Origin of the sequence: Candidatus Protochlamydia sp. W-9, assembly GCF_001950615.1 — a bacterium.
GTDB classification, from domain to species: Bacteria; Chlamydiota; Chlamydiia; order Chlamydiales; family Parachlamydiaceae; genus Protochlamydia; species Protochlamydia amoebophila.
The window spans coordinates 14,583-33,041 of the sequence record NZ_BCPZ01000126.1; the positions used below are offsets into that span (position 1 = coordinate 14,583).

General features: G+C 34.1%; 14 protein-coding genes. 4 read left to right on the forward strand and 10 right to left on the reverse strand.

What is annotated here, in order from left to right:
• Positions 1-172 precede the first annotated feature (172 nt).
• The 5 genes from BU804_RS13220 to BU804_RS03575 all read right to left on the reverse strand — a co-directional run bounded on the left by BU804_RS13220 (position 173) and on the right by BU804_RS03575 (position 5,673).
• A complete protein-coding gene (locus tag BU804_RS13220; RefSeq protein WP_158025010.1) occupies positions 173-322 on the reverse strand; it encodes a hypothetical protein in 150 nt (49 codons plus the stop codon).
• Positions 323-1,079: 757 nt separating this feature from the next.
• The gene (locus BU804_RS03560) at positions 1,080-1,889 is read right to left on the reverse strand and encodes a hypothetical protein (RefSeq protein WP_075883005.1); all 810 of its coding nucleotides are present in this window, start codon (positions 1,887-1,889) and stop codon (positions 1,080-1,082) included.
• Between the two features lie 144 nt (positions 1,890-2,033).
• Positions 2,034-3,335: a fibronectin type III domain-containing protein gene (locus BU804_RS03565; RefSeq protein WP_075883006.1), complete on the reverse strand. Its 1,302-nt coding sequence runs from the start codon at positions 3,333-3,335 to the stop codon at positions 2,034-2,036.
• A 73-nt stretch (positions 3,336-3,408) separates the two neighbouring features.
• Positions 3,409-5,256: a molecular chaperone HtpG gene (gene htpG, locus BU804_RS03570; RefSeq protein WP_075883007.1), complete on the reverse strand. Its 1,848-nt coding sequence runs from the start codon at positions 5,254-5,256 to the stop codon at positions 3,409-3,411.
• A 27-nt stretch (positions 5,257-5,283) separates the two neighbouring features.
• Positions 5,284-5,673 (reverse strand): Rid family detoxifying hydrolase, encoded by a 390-nt coding sequence (locus BU804_RS03575; RefSeq protein ID WP_075883008.1) that lies wholly within the window; start codon positions 5,671-5,673, stop codon positions 5,284-5,286.
• Between the two features lie 241 nt (positions 5,674-5,914).
• On the opposite strand from BU804_RS03575, the gene nqrF reads away from it, so the two are divergent.
• Positions 5,915-7,312 carry an NADH:ubiquinone reductase (Na(+)-transporting) subunit F gene (gene nqrF, locus BU804_RS03580; protein WP_226996116.1) on the forward strand — a complete coding sequence of 466 codons (1,398 nt, stop codon included), beginning with the start codon at positions 5,915-5,917 and terminating at the stop codon, positions 7,310-7,312.
• 217 nt (positions 7,313-7,529) lie between these two features.
• On the forward strand, positions 7,530-8,087 hold the full coding sequence (locus BU804_RS03585) for a DUF2231 domain-containing protein (protein ID WP_075883009.1): 558 nt from the start codon (positions 7,530-7,532) through the stop codon (positions 8,085-8,087).
• A 56-nt stretch (positions 8,088-8,143) separates the two neighbouring features.
• On the opposite strand, the gene epmA is transcribed toward BU804_RS03585, so the two are convergent.
• On the reverse strand, positions 8,144-9,088 hold the full coding sequence (gene epmA / locus BU804_RS03590) for an EF-P lysine aminoacylase EpmA (protein WP_226996117.1): 945 nt from the start codon (positions 9,086-9,088) through the stop codon (positions 8,144-8,146).
• A 3-nt stretch (positions 9,089-9,091) separates the two neighbouring features.
• The gene (gene efp / locus BU804_RS03595; protein ID WP_075883010.1) at positions 9,092-9,664 is read right to left on the reverse strand and encodes an elongation factor P; all 573 of its coding nucleotides are present in this window, start codon (positions 9,662-9,664) and stop codon (positions 9,092-9,094) included.
• An 805-nt stretch (positions 9,665-10,469) separates the two neighbouring features.
• On the opposite strand from efp, the gene BU804_RS03600 reads away from it, so the two are divergent.
• Positions 10,470-11,315, forward strand: a complete 846-nt coding sequence (locus BU804_RS03600) for an AMP nucleosidase (RefSeq protein WP_042282395.1) — start codon at positions 10,470-10,472, stop codon at positions 11,313-11,315.
• A gap of 80 nt (positions 11,316-11,395) precedes the next feature.
• Here BU804_RS03600 and BU804_RS03605 read toward each other — a convergent pair whose 3' ends face one another.
• Both BU804_RS03605 and BU804_RS03610 read right to left on the reverse strand, forming a co-directional pair.
• Positions 11,396-12,889 (reverse strand): hypothetical protein, encoded by a 1,494-nt coding sequence (locus BU804_RS03605; protein WP_075883011.1) that lies wholly within the window; start codon positions 12,887-12,889, stop codon positions 11,396-11,398.
• Positions 12,886-13,404, reverse strand: a complete 519-nt coding sequence (locus tag BU804_RS03610) for a SycD/LcrH family type III secretion system chaperone (protein ID WP_075883012.1) — start codon at positions 13,402-13,404, stop codon at positions 12,886-12,888. Before BU804_RS03610 ends, BU804_RS03605 begins: the two co-directional genes overlap by 4 nt.
• 204 nt (positions 13,405-13,608) lie before the next feature.
• Here BU804_RS03610 and BU804_RS03615 point away from each other — a divergent pair, with 204 nt between their 5' ends.
• On the forward strand, positions 13,609-14,754 hold the full coding sequence (locus BU804_RS03615; RefSeq protein ID WP_079988584.1) for an AI-2E family transporter: 1,146 nt from the start codon (positions 13,609-13,611) through the stop codon (positions 14,752-14,754).
• Between the two features lie 291 nt (positions 14,755-15,045).
• Here BU804_RS03615 and mfd read toward each other — a convergent pair whose 3' ends face one another.
• A complete protein-coding gene (gene mfd / locus BU804_RS03620) occupies positions 15,046-18,393 on the reverse strand; it encodes a transcription-repair coupling factor (RefSeq protein ID WP_226996118.1) in 3,348 nt (1,115 codons plus the stop codon).
• Positions 18,394-18,459 lie beyond the last annotated feature (66 nt).

The following is an 18,459-nucleotide window of genomic DNA, read 5'->3' on the forward strand; positions in this document are numbered from 1 at the left end:
TGAAATTTTTGGGCCAACAAAGAGATTTTTTAGAGATTTTCTTGAATTTATAGGGAGAAAATTAAGTAAGAGACAAAAGTAAATAAAAATATTTAAAAGTATAAAATTTTAGAAAAAACGTAAGGAATCATCAATTTAATATTCACGCTCTTAGTTATAAAATCTGTGTTATCTATGAGATAGAGAGTTTTTGAATTTGAGGAAGATGTTTTTGCTGCTCTGAACTGAAGTCCGTATAAATATCGATATATTCCGGTGATAAAGGGAGTTTTTCGGAAATTCTGACTGCTTGTGCTAAATTAGCATCACGTCTTCTTTTCAAAATCTTGTGAGTGGTTTTTTTTTAGACTTATTCCAAAATTGATACTCCTTTCCTCCTATACATTTCTACCTCTCCTATACATTTCTACTAAAAACAAAGCAGCCTCTTGGATTTTTGGGCTGAGTATAGGTATGGTTTGTGATTATTAAAAGCTAGAGGGAAAGCGTAAAAACCCTCAGGCATGGTCAATACCCTTTTATCATTTAGGGAGTTGGAGATATTTTTGTAATTTGCCTAAGCACGATCAATCCAATCTTGTCCAAAATCTTAACTGTAGGTCTTTTTTATTAAGTTTAGAGGAAAAATTTCTATTGCCACTGGTTTTTTGTATTTCTATTTGGAAATTTCATGGGTAAAAAAAATCATTTGTAGAGAAATTGGTTTGATTACGACTTCGATTTTTCAAAATAATGAGAAAATACATAAGGATTTTCTCAACCTTGGCTTAACTCCTAACCATTCTCGCGATAAGGAATGAAAAGAGCTTGAGAAAGTTTTATTGAAATATTTAACTGACTTTTCAACAAGAATGTATGGATTTAATTGATGTGAACTATTGTTTTTCAAGGATGAGATTTTGTTTGGATAGGTTGTAGTAAGGTATTTGGGTAATTGATAAGAAACTTGATGCTCATCTGTTCGTTCCCAGGCGCTGCTTTGTCAAATAATACTTCTATTTTGTTTATCTAAATTAACTTTTAAAAAAGTTAATTGAAATCATTAATAGAAGTAAGAGTTAATGTTAGATGATTTTTCCTCATTTGGCAGTTGTGTGTTTTGAGTTCACATATCCCGAGTCTTTCTGATAAATTATTTTAATTAAAACTTTTTCATCAGGGGCGATATCAAAGGATGAGGATGGAATTGTTTTGGTGGTATAACCAGCAAGCTCTTCTGCTATCACATAATAATGTTTTCCGGGAGGAATCGGTAAATTAGTGATAGATCCAATAGAAGAGTGAATGATTTGTCCGTTTAATAAGAGTTTCCAACTAACGGATCGGTTAACTGTTAAACTAAATCTAGCCATTTTCAGAGGAATACTTTCAGAAGAAAAAATATAATGGGGTAAAAGGGAATAAGAAAAAGAAGGAGAAAAAACCTTGAGATTGTTTATAGATAAGGTATTATTTGGCACTTTAAAATCAGATAGGGCGACGTCATGAGCTGTTTTGTGACGAATATGAATTTCTTGATCCACTTTGAGAACAGCTTCACTTGTCAAAATAATTTTTCGAACCGGAATTTCTTCAAAAAAATCATCAGCATTGGGAAGCACAAACTCAATTCGATATTGACCAATTGGTAAATGGCTGATAACAACTGTACGCTCAGAAGAGGTATGGGTATTCGCAAGGAAGTCATCTTTTTTTGGGTATAGTGTTTTTTCGTTGTTTTCATTAATTAACCAAAAACGGACACGATCTAGGCGATGACCTTTTTCATTTGTTTGATAATTAACAATTAATGTACCTACTTTATTTGTTTGGGTTTGTTCTCCTAAAAGATTAATAATAGGAGCAAAACAAAATAGTAGCACAGTTAACAAATATATCAACCTTTCCACGCCTATCTCCTTAGAATATATTAGATATAATTATAATTTTTTTTATAATTTTTATATCAAATTTTAAATTTCAAAAACAACATTTTAATAATTGTATGTTTTGATCATCAATAAATTATAAAATGTATTAGATTGTTAGCTTGTTTAAGGATAATTGAAATTTGATATGGTATTTGGATGGGAACTCTCTAAATTTTGTTGATATTCATCAATCATTTGGCCGTATTCATTAATACACATAAAATATTGTTTATCTGACTGAAGAGTTACAATAATTACATGACGTATAGAGATAAATTTAGCTAAATATGAGGGTTGCGTATGTTTAAGCTGTCGCGCTTTTTTAATTCCCCAAGCACCGTCTCCTAAATAAAGTATTCCTTTGGGATGAATTTTATTTTGTAAGAGAGGGTAAGTTCTTTTATAGGCATGGTCATGGTGTTCAAAAGCTGCGTGAAGATTTCCTTGTTCAAAAGCAGGTACCCAAAATTTTCGGATAATAGAACTTCGTTTATTATTGAAATTACGAATGGAAGGGTAAGCGGGTACATGATAAATCGCAAAACGATGTTGTGTATGCTGCCTTTCCCTTAAAGTTCGATTTAGCCAAGTGGTTTGTTGACCTGATACAGGATTGGCATGCCCTGAATCTAACAACCAGATACTTAAATAAGAATTAAAATCAAAGACATTATAAATGCTAGTTTCAGCCATTGGGAAAAGAGAACTGAAGATTTTGGCTTGTGCTGGGGTTTGTTGATAATGTCCTATTAGGTCATGATTACCTATTGCTGCAATAATGGGAATTAATCTTCCTTCAGGAGTAATCATAGATTGATGCCAAGCTTTCAACCATACTATCCAACGCTCGATTTTTTGGAGAGGGATGTATGATTCTCCAACGCCATAAGCTATGTCACCTCCTACAAGCGCAAAAGAAGGATTTGTTTTGGCTGCTTGTTTGCATATGTCAATCATCAAATCAATCCCATCATGATACATATCCCCACCTACGACAAATCGAAGAGGTCTTTGTAAAGAGCAAGGAAGTGTACGAAATAGATGAGTTTGACTATTTGTTTCAATTTTGAAAATATACTCAGTGTCGGGTTCTAAATTAGTAAGTTCTACCCTGTTAATGAAATACGAAGGAGAATGAGGAAAATTAAAAATGATTCCTTTTACTTGTATCCAATTGGCTTCCGTACTTTGTCGGTAAAATAATTGCACTTCTTTTTCTTTCTTAGAAGAAATCCATTGAATTGTCATTGTTGTTGTAGGATCTTTTTGCCAAGTTAAGTAGACAGTTTCTGAGGCAAGATCATCACCGTATAAAGACAAATTTAAAAAAATACAAAAAATACTTAAAAGGGAAATAAAATAAGAAAACCAGGATGGGTTGTATTTGAATTCAACATTAAAGTTGGATGTATACGTGGTTGACATAATTTTAACGCTTTAAAGAAGTAAAAAGAGGCCATATGTAGCATATTGCCTCTTTGAGTTCAAGCGAAGAAATTTATGTGTTTTTAAGAGCTTCTTTTGTTAAAGCTTCTAAGACACGATTACTTCGATTAACAAATTCATGTAAAGAATGAGGTTCCATTTCTCTTTGTGAAAGAAGGGCAAGCTCATAAACTTCTTGGGTCAAATCTTTTGCCAAATTTGGATTTTGTTGGTCTAGCTTTTGAATCGATTCAAAAAGAGAATTGTTTGTGTTAATCACAAAAGTTTTTTTATTGAATAAAGACATTTGGATATTACGTTCTTCTGGATCTAAGCGCATCATGTATTCACGCATTCTCCGTTGTTTCTCATCAATCACAATAAAACCTGGAAGTGAATCAGAGGCCAAACTTTTCGCTTGGACTTCAACATTATCATCATTCAGTTTAGTTTGCACAAATTCAGCAAGCTTGGTTGCTTCAGTTCTCCCTTCAGCATCAAGAACTGTTTTTTCTCGGCTTTTATCCACTAGATTTTCATGTACTTCAGCATCAATACGCTGGAATGTGATAGGGGCTAATTTATTTTCTAGAAAATTGATTAGGTAAGGATCTAAAGGACTATTAGCTGATAGTATTTCAATACCTTGTTGTTTATAAATATCCATCATGTGAGCGCCAATTTTCTCATCGGTAGCATAAAAAACTTTATCTTTCGTTTTCTCTTTATTTCTTTCTAGATAATCAGGAATAGTCAACCATTCTTGATCAGTATTTTTCCAAATTAAAAACTCTTTAGCTCTTTCATAAAATTTATCATCTTCTAAAATTCCTAATTTGACGATAACAGAACTATCCTGCCAAGCTTGAATAAACCTTTCCCGGTCGGTTTTATAAAGGGTAGACAAGCTATCCGAAACCTTTTTGGAAATATGACTTGCAAGTTGTCGAACAGTGCGATCCATTTGTAAATAGCTTCTGGAGACATTCAATGGAATGTCTGGGCTATCAATAATTCCTTTTAAAACAGTTAAGTAGTTGGGAATTAAATCCTTGCAGTTGTCTGAAACGAAAACTCGATTGCAGTAAAGGCTAACATGACTTTTATTCATATCAAAATCACGTTTGATTTTAGGAAAATAAAGAATTCCTTTTAAACGAAAAGGATAATCGACGTTAAGATGAACCCAAAAAAGAGGGTCTTCTTCCAGAGGAAATAATTGGTGATAAAAATTTAAATAATCTTCTTTTGTACAATCAGAAGCAGATTTAATCCATAAGGGTTCAAATTCATTGATTCGCTGACCATCTAAATAAATGGGATAAGGGAGAAACGAACAATAGTGTGTTAAGATTTTTTTTAAGTGTTCTTTATCTAAATATTCATCGCTATCTTTACTAATAAAGAGAGTAATTTCTGTTCCTCTACTACTTTTAGTCCCACGATCCATTTCATAATCAGATGATCCGTCACAAATCCATAGAACAGGTTCAGCCTCATTTTTATAAGAAAGTGTGTTGATTTCTACCTTATCAGCGACCATGTAAGCAGAATAAAAACCTAAACCAAAATGACCGATAATTTGTTCGCTTTCTTGGTTTGATTGATATTTATTTAAAAATTCCTCAGCACCCGAAAAAGCTATTTGCGCAATATATTTTTTTACTTCTTCCGCATCCATTCCAATTCCATTATCGATAAATTTTAGGATACGAGTTTCTTTATCTATTTGAATATCAATACGAAAATCTTCATCTTTAACTTCTACGTCTCCTTGGTCGCGTAATATTTTAACTTTTTGAATCGCATCGCAGGAGTTAGAAACCAATTCTCTCATAAAAATGTCTTTATCAGAATATAGCCATTTTTTGATGATTGGTAAAATATTTTCACTGTGTATTTGAAGAGAACCTTTTTCCATTTGAATACCTTTAAAAATTCATTAATATTAAGAAATTATAGCAATGCAAGAGATTTCTACTAATGCGTCTAGAGGCAGTTTTGCCACTTGAATAGTTTGTCTTGCTGGGGGAATAGAATGAGAAAATCGTTTACTATAAACTTCGTTAACGATTGCAAAATCATTTAAATCTTTGAGAAAAACATCGCAACGAACGATATTTTGAAATGTACATCCAGCTTCTTTAAGAATTGCTTCAAGGTTATCTAAAACCCGATTGATTTGGAGAGAAATATCATTTAATTCTAATTTCCCTGTCGTTGGATCAATGCCCAGCTGTCCAGAAACATACAAATGTTTATCTGCTAACACAGCTTGGGAATAAGGACCAATAGCTTTTGGAGCCTGCATTGTCTCAATTTTTTTTAAATTAACCATAAAAAACTCCTCATTCATAAAAAATATCAAGTTTGGCATTTTATGCACTTAGGAAGTTTTTGCCAATAATAGATTTGTTTTAAAAGATCAAACTCTCACAGAAAAAATAAAACTTAAGGGTATCAATAAATGAGCTTACCATTTTTATTGCTGGGAAAATACTAGCAGATTATACCTTGTATAATATAATGACTGAGGGTAGAAATAAATCATTTAACATTTTGTTGACCTGTAGGATTGCATGATAAATTATTTTTTTTTTCTAGATATTGTTTTCGCTTTCCGGTGTTTATTTCAGCTCACTATTCCCGAAAAAATATTGCCGATTGTTGTTGCTGATTCTGGAGGATTTGATCCTGTTTTAAGTTTATATGCAATTGCTGCTTTTGTGTTGATAGGTGTCGGTTTAACAGCTTTAATTCTTTTTACAAAGGCCAAGTTTGTTAACTCTGCAACGTGTACAATTAAAATCAATCAAGATGATGCTTTAACTATTCATACTCCGGGAGGAGGAACGCTTCTTCATGCTTTGACCTCCCATGGTATCCCCATTCCTTGCCCATGTGGGGGAAAAGCTACTTGCAAACAGTGTCGAGTTCAAATCCTTGAAGGAGCTAGTGTTCCTTTACAAACTGATATGGATACATTTTCAAAAAAACAACTGAATGATGGTTGGCGCCTCTCCTGTCAATCCAAATTAAAAAGGGATTTACAAGTTCAAGTTGATGAGCATGCCTTAGGAGTTAAAGAATGGGTAGCAACAGTTTTAAGTAATGATAATGTTGCTACTTTTATTAAAGAATTAATTGTCGAAATTCCCGAAGGAGAAGAAGTTCCTTATCAATCGGGAGGATATTTACAATTTCATGTTCCTTCTTTCAAAACAAATACAGAAAATTGGAAAACAACGATGAACCCCAAATATTATGCCGATTGGGAAAAATTTGGCTTATTTGGTAAAGAAATTGACTTTTCCCATTTACCTCAAAAACCCAATGAAGTCATAAGAGCTTACTCGATGGCGTCTTATCCTGCGGAAGGACGGAAGTTAATTTTTAATATTCGTATTGCAACACCACCTTTTCTAAATGGAAAAATGCAAAATGATGTTCCTTGGGGCATTTGTTCATCTTATGCATTTGGTTTAAAACCTGGAGATAAAATTCGTTTGTCTGGTCCTTATGGAGAGTCGTTCATGATTGATGATGAGCGAGAATTGGTTTTCTTAATTGGAGGTGCAGGTTCTTCTTTTGGGAGAAGCCACATTCTTCATTTATTCAATACTGAAAAAACCTCAAGAAAACTAACCATGTGGTATGGAGCAAGATCTTTAAAAGAAAATATCTATCAAAATGAATATGAAAAATTAGAAAAAGAGTATGCTAATTTTGCTTATCGACTAGTTTTATCAGAACCACTCCCAGAAGATTTAGAAAAAGGCTGGCCTGTCAAGGATCCTATCAAAACAAACTTTCTTTTTAAAGCTTTTGAAGAAGGACAGCTTAAAAAGATGGATTATCCAGAAGAATCTTTGTTTTATGTTTGCGGCCCTCCAATGCATAATAAAAGCGTGCTTAAATTATTAGATGAGTATGGAGTTCCGCGAGAAAATATTATTTTAGATGATTTTGGGAGTTGAAACACTTATTAATGCATCTTTAACTCTTTAGTCTAGGCTGCTTGGCGGGCTTTCTGAAGTTTTCCAGTTTGATCTGCAAGGTATTTTCAGTTTTCCGCTTGAATTTGAGGGAGATAAATAAATAAAATTTAATGAAAATAAGCCTGTTCTGCAATTAGCTGCACAAAAAAGCATTTTTGTGAGAAGATTTTTGTCATTGTGCGGAAGCGGAGTAATAATGAAGAATCGATGGATTTTAATTGGTCTATTACTTTTATCACAGGCCTTTCTTCAAGCTTATGAAGAACATCATCCTGAGGCATTTATCGCTCAAATGCAAGGTATAGAATATATCCCAGAAAAAAATTGGACTGATTGGGTGGTCAAAATTGGCCATTTACACCACATTTTTGTTCATTTTCCCATCGCATTGCTTACTATGGCTGTTTTTGCAGAAATTTTATTTGCTTGGCATAGAACTTCTTTTTTTGAGAATGCAGCTGTTTTTATGATCATTTCTACGGCAGTTTTAGTGCCCATTACTGCTTTGTTGGGATTTGCGCTGTCATTAGGCCAATTTTATCCCGATACACTAAATGACGTATTTGTTTGGCATCGTTATTTTGGCGTAGTCACTGTCATTCTAGCGCTATGGGCATGCCACTTGCGCAATCAATATGGCCGCGATTCTTCCAAGGGATTGTGCTCTTACTATATTTGCTTATTTTTCTCTTTTTTAGTTGTCAATCTTACGGGGTTATTAGGCAATACTCTTACATTGGGATGGAATCTTTAATTCTTTTCAAAATAAATTTAACGAAAGCTCTTTATTATTGCCATTAGTTTTGGATTTTATGCTTCCACCCATCCCCAAGCAATGACATCTGATATAGTTGTCGATTGGTGTCGCAACATCATCAAGCGATCAAATCCAACAGCAACGCCACAACAATCAGGAAGTTTTTTTAAAGCCTCTAAAAATAAAAAATCCAAAGGGAGTGATTTTTTGCCAAGATCGATTCTTTGTTTGTTGCTGGCTAAAAATCTTTGTTCTTGTTCTTTGGCATCTGTAAGTTCGTGGTAACCATTTGCTAATTCAACTCCTTTGTAATAAATCTCAAATCTTTCTGCAACCTCTTCTGCGCCATGCTTGCGTTTACAAGCAAGAGCAGCTTGTGTGGCTGGATAATAAGCTAACACACATAATTCTTGTTGTCCTAATTGCGACTCAATTTGAGCTCCTAAAATAAGATTAAGGAGGGCATCCCGTCCTTCTTCAAGAATGGAAGTATAAAATGGAATTTGATGAGCTTGAATATAAGCAAATAATTCTTGATTCGTTGCTAAACAGTAATCGATCCCTGTATATTTAAGAAAAAGTTCTCGATAACTAATGGTTTGATAGGAGAGATTACCTAAGAACAAACGAACAAAAGCAACTGTTTCTTCAATCATTTGTTCTAAATCAAATCCTAAACGATACCATTCAGCCATCATGAATTCAGGATTATGCTTAGAACTTAATTCTCCATCGCGAAAAACGTGAGAAAGCTGATAACAATCACCCATGCCCTCAGCCAAAAGGCGTTTCATTCCATATTCAGGAGAAGAATGGAGATAGCAGGTTTCTTGTTGATGATAAAGTGCGGGAATTAAGTCAATATGGGCATCGATAGATGCTCTTAAACTAAGACAGGGGCAATCAACTTCCAAAATTTGGCGGGCCGCAAAAAAATGACGGGATTGACCGAGCATGGTAGCTCGATCATGTAATCTTGAAATTTTAGACAGGTGCACTGATTAGCTCGAAACTCGCGAAACATATTCTCCAGTACGAGTGTCTACTTTAATTTTTTCACCTTGCTCTACAAAAATAGGAACTTGAACTTTTGCACCGCTTTCCAATATAGCTGGTTTTAAAACTCTACCTGATGCCGTATCTCCTCTAACACCAGGAGAAGTATCTGTAATGACCATTTCCATAAATGTAGGAGGTTCAACGTTAACGGCATTTCCATTGTAAAAAATTACTTCATAGACATGATCGTCTAATAACCATTGTACAGTCTCTCCAATGCTTTCTAAAGGAATTTTAATTTGTTCGAAGCTTTTCTCATCCATAAAGATGACCCCATCACTTTCTTTGTAAAGCATTCGCATTTCTTCTTCGGCAACATCAGCAAGATTTAACTTTTCTCCGGACTTGAATGTACGCTCGATGACACGTCCTGTTAATAAATGTTTCATTTTAATGCGGTTAAAGGCTTGCCCTTTACCTGGTTTGACAAATTCATTACTGATGATAGTGTAGGGTTGTGCTTCGACCTCTACCTTTACTCCACCCCTGATTTCGCTTGTGCTCATTTGTGCCATAGATCACATTCCTTTGCTAAAATCTTATTTTGATAACGGGATTAGAAATAAGTAAAAAAATTAATTACTTATTCTAAATTCGCGTTTGATAAATATAAAAGTTATTTTTAGGTAATTAAATGAAAGCTTTAATGTCATTGATAAATGATAAAACTTTTTACTAAAAACCTAATAACTCAAATTTTGAATTTTTTAGATCATTCACTATACGTTAAAAAGTGATGGAAAGTCCAGAAATTTGCTTTCTTTGAAAACGCCATTTTATGCATTAAATGAAACAAAATCGTTGAATCATCAAAAGAACTTCTGAATTTTTCCTGAAGTTGCTAAGTTAGATCAAACTAGTATTAAGTTTAAATTCACCACGAAGTTTGAATATATAGTTTAAGAAATATAAAAATTATCTAAATGATAAACCTTTAACAAACGAATAAGTTGAGCTCAATCATGGAATCATTGATTGTAAAATGCCTGATCTTGATGGAGGGGAGAACAAATCGTCATTAGAAAAAAACCAAAAAGAAAGGATTATTTGGGACATTAATGATCAAATTTTTTGAAAAAAAAATCATCAATGATCCAAGACAACAGAGAAACCATCCTCGGGATCTTGTTCTCCGTTATTATGGTTGTCTAAAATGAGGTTATATTATAGAAAATCGCAAAAAATATGAACTTCGGATGCATTTGTTTCAAAAAAGATCTGCTGTGACTGTTATTATCATCATGTCACTGTTAAAAAAAAGCCAACATTTGGACCTTTGCTTGGCCCTTACAATTAGATTATTAGATTAAAGGAATGATTATGAATCACAATTTCCTCGAAATAGAAGAAGAGCGATTATTGCAAGAAAAAATTGCCCGAGATACCTTGGAGCGTTATTCTGGATCTCCAGTTGAAGATTTTCAACCATACGTATTACTGACAAATTTTTCTAAGTATGTGCAATATTTTGCCGATAGTCGAGAAGTACCTGTCATTGAAGGGTCAACATTTAAAGTAGCTCATTCTCCTACTGAAAAAGTTTCCATTTTAGATTTTAAGATAGGCTCACCTGCAGCTGCATTGGTTGTAGATCTTTGTGCTTTTTTACCCATTCGTGCCGCTTTACTACTTGGAATGTGTGGCGGATTAAGAAGGCATTATGTGATAGGTGAATATTTTGTTCCTATTGCAGGAATCCGTGGGGAAGGTACTTCAGATTTTTATTTTCCGGCCGAAGTTCCTTCTTTGGCTAATTTTCTCGTTCAAAAAATTGTGACAAATGTCTTAGATGAAACACAGACGGCTTATCATGTGGGAATTACTCATACAACTAATAAACGTTTTTGGGAGTTTGATCAAGAATTTCGCAGACGTTTAAAAGCTACGCGTCCTCAAGCTATTGAAATGGAGTGTGCTACATTATTTATGGGAGGTTATAGCCATAAGCTTCCCTTAGGGGCTTTATTATTGATTTCAGATCTCCCATTGAATAAGGATGGAATTAAAACCAAGAAAAGCTCTGAAAATGTTTTTAAGACTTATACGGGAGAACATGTCGAAAAAGGCGTTCAAATTATGCGTGCTTTAGACATTGCCTTAAAAAATGAAGCTAAAGGGATTTTTAGAGGAAATCGAAAGCGATTTGAAAGTACTATTTTGGATTAAAATTCTCTTTTTAAAACGAAGGATGCGTTTAAAAATAATGACAACTTGGTTTTTTTTAAACGGATTTATTCTTTCCTAGTTTATCCTTGAATGATCATGGAAAAATAGTTTTCTTTATGAAGAGGATCGACATCCGAAGAGAGGGGAAGGTTTAAAATTGTTGAAATTTTTTTCATCATCTCAATTAATAAATATTGAAGTAATCTCCATTTTTCCATGTCTTCGCCGTTAATTTCTGTTTCTTTCGCAAGGTAGCGAATAAATTGTTGAAACCTTAATTGATTTCCCTCTTTTTCACACCCCTGAATTAAAATGAGAGCAGCATTAGCATAAAAAAAAGGCTCGTGTAAATTAGAATGAGAAGCTATTTTTTTTAGGGTTTGAGCTATTTTAACTCTTGAGGAATGGCTTTGCTCTGCATAACCAATAGAAATAATCAATGCAAAAACAATTAAGCTTTTTTTAATAAGATTTTTTTCTAACGCTGTATCTAAAGATGTATAACCGTCGATATTGTTAGTCAGCAGTTCGGCTATCCGTTCCTTCAACCATTGATGAATAACCTGAAGCCCAAAATCAAAAGGATCAAATAATGGATTGATTTGGTGAATCATCACAAAACCTAGAGCTTGATGAATGATAATTTTGATAAGCAGTAAATCGAGAGTTTGCTGAATATCAAAAGGTAAGATATTGAATTTGACGGGAGAAGTAGTAACCAAAGTTTCTTTTTCTTTAGAATTAGGTTTTAGTAACGATGATTCTAATAACCATTCAGAAAGCATTTTATTAGCGAGTTGTGGAAGAGGAAGAAAACTTAGATTTTGAGCAATTAAAGGGTGAATTTCTTTTTGCTCGAAACTAATTTCCTTATTTAAAAATGATTTCCAAAATAGTTTAAATGTGTCCATGTGATCTTCATTTATCTTTTCATCGTGACCTAAAACTTTTTTTTCTTCGTTTAATTTTAAAAGGGGTTGACAAATTTCTTCGAAAGTAAACTTTATAAGAGGGGCTAAAATCTTAATTTGTGCGGCAGGTAGTGTTTTAAAAAGAGATTGAAAAAAATTATTTTCTTGTGAAAAGCGTACGCGTATTTCTGATAATTTTAGTATTGCGTTGATTAATGCCCGGCTATCATAGGTTTCTAGAAAATTCATTTTACTTCGTGTGGGATGAAAATGAGTTAGGGCAGTATCCATCAATTTTAAGAAAGTTTGCAAAGAATCTTTCATCTCGATGACTTCTTTTGAAAGCGTATTGTTCGTTTTCTCAGTCAAATTAGGGTTTAAAAGCTTTAAAGCTTCTTCCACAATTTCAGTTGCTCCTTGAATCTTTTTTTCGAGCAATTTTTGCAGGGAAGTTGTTTGAAATGTTAAGCTATTAGGCTCTATTAAAGTTGGCAAATCCGAAGGGGTGATAGAAGAAATAAAATCTTCATTCGTTTTTTCGAAAGAATTTGCTTTATCAACAAGAGAAGTTTTTTGTAAATTTATAGAAGAAAATGGAGGTGAAAGAGCTATAGATAAAGGCTCTGGTTGTTCAGCCCAGAGAGAGTTAGTATTAATAGTCATGATGCCTCGGCTGTTTTGTTTTTTTGTTGACTAGGCATTAATGTTTCTAATGTCATCTCTGCTCGTTTTTGAATTTCAGAGTATTGAGAATTTAATTGCGCTCGTCTGATCACAATCTGCAGTGCAATACATGCTGAAACTCGTTCCTGTTTATTCAAATAACAGTCTGCTGCATAAAAGTAAGGAAGAGGGTTTTTAAGATCAAGCATTCCACATCGAATGTAACCTTCAGCTGCTTTTTCATATTCTTTCAACATCAAACAGCAGCTTGCCCAACCGTAAATAAAATTAAATTCATTATATTCTACAAGAGCTAACAAACTAAATATTGCTTGAGCATTTTGAAATTTACCAGCCGTATATAATTGATAGGCTCTAGAGTAAAGCTTTGTCATTTTTTCTGGATCTAAATCAAAAGAACTTTTTGATAATAATCCATCTTCCAGAAGATGTAAAAAGCAAATACGCTTAATTTCCTCCAATTTTTCTAAATCGACATGCCGATGAGTTTTCATAAAAAGTATTTCCATTTTTAGTTTCATTCAAGCAAATTGCAAAGGAAAAAAAAGTTATACTTCTTTATATTAATTATATTTTAAAAAAAATATTAGCACAATAAAGAGCTTGAAAACGCATTGCTTTAAATAAGTAAAGGCAGTTAGATAAATAGCACGCGAAGAAAGAAATAAAAAATGCATTTGTAAAAATTCAGGAATCTTATGGAAAATGGTAAGCCTTTTGTAGAAAAGAGAGTCGTTAAAAGAGTATTTTCTCCGTGGTATTATAACCAATATTTTAAATATTCTTTCGGAATTTTACTTGGTTTATTAATTATCTTAGTATTTTCGTATGTCGCTACTACTTTATCACCTATTTTTAACTTTGTTTCTTCTCTTTTTATTCCCATTGTTTTTTCTTTTTTATTTTACTATCTCTTAAGACCTTTAGTTTGTTTTTTTGAACATTTAAAAATGTCTCGTTTCTTTAGTATTTTATTGACCTATGTCTTGATTGGAATTGTATTAGTAATCTTTTTTGCTTATTTGTTTCCTATTTTAGCTACGCAAATTGTAGCTTTTGCTAATACCTCGGTAGAAACTTTGGAAAAAGTTAAAAACTCTTCCCAAACCTTTGTTTTACCAACTGGATTTAAACTTGATTTAGAGGGAGAAATTGAACGGAGGCTACTAAATTTAATCCAATACGCGACAGCAATTTTGAGTCAAAATTTATTAGATATTGTAGGATATCTTACACGTTTAGCCACAATTTTAGCAGTCATCCCCTTCATAGTCTTTTATTTGTTAAAAGACGATCATGATTTTGCTTCGGGATTTTTACAGCATCTTCCTCAAGATTTTGGACAAAATGTGCGCAATATTTTAAAAAATATAGATGAAACGCTATCCAATTATATTAATGGACTCGTATTAATTTCTTTTAGTGTTGGAAGTATGTTATTCATAGGCTATTTAATCATTGGGTTAAAGTATGCTTTGATCTTATCGATTATGGCTTTAGTTTTAACAACGATTCCTTATTTGGGGCCTTTTTTAGCTATTACACCCGCTGTATTAACAGGATTGTCACATAGCCCTACAATGACCTTAAAAGTCATTGCAGTATTCGCTATCGTTCAACAAACGGAATCAAATATTGTGTCCCCACAAATTATGGGACAAAGGCTAAATATTCATCCTTTAACTCTCATTTTACTTCTTTTAGCAGCAGGATCTCTGTATGGGTTAATAGGATTATTATTGGCTACACCTTTCTACGCCATTTTAAAAGTATTAGCCGAAAATTTTTATAAAATATACCTTCTTCGTTATCCAAAGATGCAGGCCAAACTATATCAGCCTTAACAAGGGATATTGATCAAAAAAAGATAATTAGGTGAAAAAATTTCCAAATCCGTAGCATAAAAGGGTATTGCTCTATCATTGGAAGTCCTGACTGCTCCCTCGACTAAAACGCGAAGGCTCCTAGAAGTTATTCTTCGGCCATCCAATCCGAGGCTAAAGTGTTTTACGGAGCATTGAAATCTCAGGTTGTTTGATATCCACAGCCTGAGCAACAATGCATTCTTTTGGCAATGGTCTTTTTTTCCCTATTTTTATTGAGCCGGTTTGTGCAGGCAGATTTAATGACATTCTTTAGAATTTTTGGTTTAATTCTGCTATAATTTTAGTTTCAAGTTCTTGGGGAGATTTAAATTTTGGCATCAGAATTTTCCGAATTATAAGATCTTTACCTTTTTTGCCTTTTTCCATTGTTAAAGAAAGCTTTTCTTGTTTGATGAGAGTAAATCCAAAGCGAGAAGCGTGAACTCGTATGCGTGTTAAATGATAGAGCCATTGCGCAGGTTCTGGAGGAGGCCCAAATCGGTCTCGAATTTCTGACCAAATGGAATCTACTTCTTCAAGTGAAAAAGCTTCACCTAATCTTTGATAAACTTCCATACGTAAACTGACTTCATTGACATAATCTTCTGGAAGTCTGGCATCAATAGTTAATTCGATTTTGGTTTCTGTGACGATGCTTGGTAATTTGCCTTGCAATGTCTGAATTGTTCGTTTTAGCATTTTACAATAAAGGTGAAATCCAATCGAAGATACATGTCCCGATTGCTCTAAGCCTAGAATGTCACCTGCCCCGCGGATTTCCAAATCTCGCATGGCCACTTTCATTCCGCTTCCATATCCGCTCGCTTCAGATAGTGCTTGAAGACGCTTACGTGTTAATTCAGGCATTACTCTTAAGTTGGGCACCAAAAAATAAGCATACGCTCTTCTATTCCATCTTCCAACCCTTCCACGAAGTTGATAAAGCGCCGCCAAACCAAAATGATCTGCACGATCAATTAAGATCGTATTTGCGTTAGGAATGTCTACGCCATTTTCCACGATCGTTGTGGCGACTAAGATATCTGCTTGACCGCTTTTAAAAGCATGAAATGTGGCATCGATTTCATCGGCGTGCATCTGTCCATGTGCGACTAAAACACGCGCTTGTGGTAAAAGAGATTTAATTCGATTACTAACAGAGTAGATTGATTCAACACGGTTGTGAATAACAAATGCTTGACCATCTCTAGACAATTCTCTTAAAAGGGCATTCTGAATAATTTGATCGCTAGGTTCGGTGATAATAGTCTTTGTTGGTAATCGATCCTGAGGAGGGGTATTGATGACTGACATGTCTCTTGCGCCGATGAGAGACATGTATAAAGTACGAGGGATAGGAGTTGCAGAAAGTGTGAGACAGTCAACTCCAATTTTAATTTTCTTGAGATGTTCCTTGGCTTTTACTCCAAAACGTTGTTCTTCATCAATAATGACAAGGCCTAAATCTTTGAATTTGACATCTTCACCAATAATGCGATGTGTTCCAATAACGATGTCAATAAAACCGTTAGCAATACCTTCCAATGTTTCTTGAATTTGCTTTTGAGTACGAAAGCGAGAAAGAATTCCAATATTAATTGGAAAATTAGCCATACGATCTAGAAAATTATCGAAGTGTTGCATGGCTAAGACTGTTGTGGGGACTAAAACCGCCACTTGTTTAGCTCCATCTGTCACAGCTTTGAAAGCCGCTCGCATAGCCACTTCTGTTTTACCGTAGCCTACATCTCCGCAAATGAGACGATCCATCGCTTTTTTAGACATCATGTCTTGTTTAATGCTGGAGATGGCTGCCAATTGATCCTCGGTTTCGGAAAAAGGAAATTCACCTTCGAAAGATTGTAAATCCGCAGAATCGATAGGATAAGCAAAGCCTTCTTTAATTTCTCGTTCTGCGTAGCTTTTGAGTAAATCAGAAGCATAGCCTAGAATTGCTCTTTCTGTATGTTCCTTGGCTTTTTTCCATTTACTACTCCCGATTGTGTGTAATTTCGGAATGACTTCATTGGATCCAAGATATTTAGTGATAAGGTGTGCTTGATTAAAGGGAACGTACAACTTAGCTTGATCAGCATATTCGATTGTGAAAAATTCACTGAGAATGCCTAAGTGGTTAGCCCTTTTTTCGATTCCAAGATAACGTCCAATTCCATTATTTAAGTGAACTATCATCTCTCCAGGAGTCAAATCATATGTTTCAGCAGGAGAGGTATGATAGGTACTTCGAAGCTTTTGTCGCCTTATTTTATATCTATGCGTTAGTTCCGTTAAGGGTAAAATCATCCATTCTTGATCTTGAATGACAAGGCCACTTGAGAGATAACCGATTTGATAAGTGGTTTGCTTAGGTAAATGGATATTATTTGAAAGGATTTTTTGACGTAAGTTATTTTCTTCTAATTCACTTGCACATAAAAGATCAAGTCTAAAAGTTTCATGGGAAAGGGAAGGCAGACGATAAAGAATTTCATCCCCATTAAAGTCCCCTTGTTCTTCTTGAGAAATAAAATAATTTGTAATTGTATTAAAAGGATGACGCCAACGTTTAACGGTCCAATCACGATTAAACATTTGAAACTTGAGGTTGTGAAAATTTGTCGTCTGAGAATAATAACCGCTTTGTTTAGAATCTAGGTGTTTGACTTCACTAAGCTCTTCAATTGGTTTTTGTGACCAAAACATTTTTTGATAGGGAGTCAATAATTGAATAAATTCTTCAATAGAACTAAAAAATTTATTATTCGCTCCTAAGCTAATTAAAGAGGCGTATCGATCTTCTAAGGCAAGAAGATCATCAAAAATAATTAATGTTTCAGGCCCTAAATAATCTAAAAAAGAAGCCTGTTCATTTGATTGATTGAGCAATTCAAGTTCTAGACCGGGTGCAATATCAATTTGCTCGACTGTTCTGACCGATATTTGCCCAATTGGATCATAAATACGAATAGATTCTAAGTCATCTCCCCAGAACTCCAAGCGGTAAGGATCGGGAGAGGAAACAGGAAATACATCGATAATTCCACCGCGTACTGCAAACTCTCCTTTATCAGAAGCGATAAATTTTCGTTGATATCCCATCAAATTAAGTTTTTGAATAAGATCATCAAAAAAAAAGCTCTCATTTGTCTTAAGTGTGAGATAGAGCTTTTGAAAAGCAGAAGGAGCAATTAGCTTTTGCAAACAGGCTTGTAAGCTAGTCAAAATGATATGAGGCTCGCTTGACGAATTAATTTTCTTTAAGAGCTGATATCGCTCGCCAACAATATCTGGGCTAGGAGGAACATTTTCTGAAGGGAGTGTTTCCCAAGAAGGAAAGTCGACAGTGGGACAGTTTGTAAAAAAGCTTAAATCATGAAAAAGTCGAGCTTCCTCTTGACTAGAACCTGTTAAGATTAAAACGTGTTTACCGCTGACTTGTTGAGCAAGAGCTGCAATTAAGGCTTTTGGAGCATTCCATAACTCTTCAATCAAGAGGATATCTTTGGTATGCTGTAAAGCTTTTTGAAGAGCAAGAATTCGCTCACTTTTTAACATCTTTTCAAAAATCATGGGCAAAGAGTTTTTTAATCCATTTATTTGAGTTATATATGATGTCATCCTGTCTTTCGAAAAGAGGCCAATGAAACATCTTAGTCTAAAAAAGAAATAACTTTTAGTTATTAT